The organism is Gordonia sp. OPL2 (genome assembly GCF_003797825.1).
In the GTDB taxonomy this organism is placed as follows: Bacteria; Actinomycetota; Actinomycetes; order Mycobacteriales; family Mycobacteriaceae; genus Gordonia.
Genome location: NZ_RKME01000068.1, coordinates 1 through 479 on the forward strand (window position 1 = coordinate 1; position 479 = coordinate 479).

Below are 479 nucleotides of genomic sequence, written 5' to 3' on the forward strand. Positions count from 1 at the left end.
TAAATCTACTATCAGTTATGCTTTAGGATCTTCGGTAGTTATCGAGATTCTTAAAACTGAATCTAAAATTCTCCCACCTATGCTAGTGATTAGTCGTAACACAGTCAATGACGCTGACAGTCATCGTGGATTTAATAAAGAAGGACAGAGATTGGTCAAAGAGTCCATTTCGGGCAATCCAAATATATTGTTAAAACGCTTATTGGGAAACAGTGATCAATTATTAAAAGAAGCCCAAAAACTAAATACATCTTTTAGCACTAAAACTTCGGTAATTAAAAACAAGGATTCAGATACTAATATAAATACACACCCAGTGTACGGCGAACTTCTCCCATTACTATACGATATTACACGAGAAGCACATTCTCCAAGTGTTGATATTAAAACACTAGCGTACAGACTAGACTGGATATCGATGCTTCTCAAGGAAAATATATTAGGTCAACAAGTAGCACCTATAAACCCTAGTACTAATG

General features: G+C 35.3%; 1 protein-coding gene. It reads left to right on the top strand.

Annotated features, from left to right (window positions below; genetic code table 11):
* Nucleotides 1-479: hypothetical protein (locus tag EEB19_RS26300; protein ID WP_187590278.1), on the top strand; the 479-nt coding region annotated here is incomplete at both ends.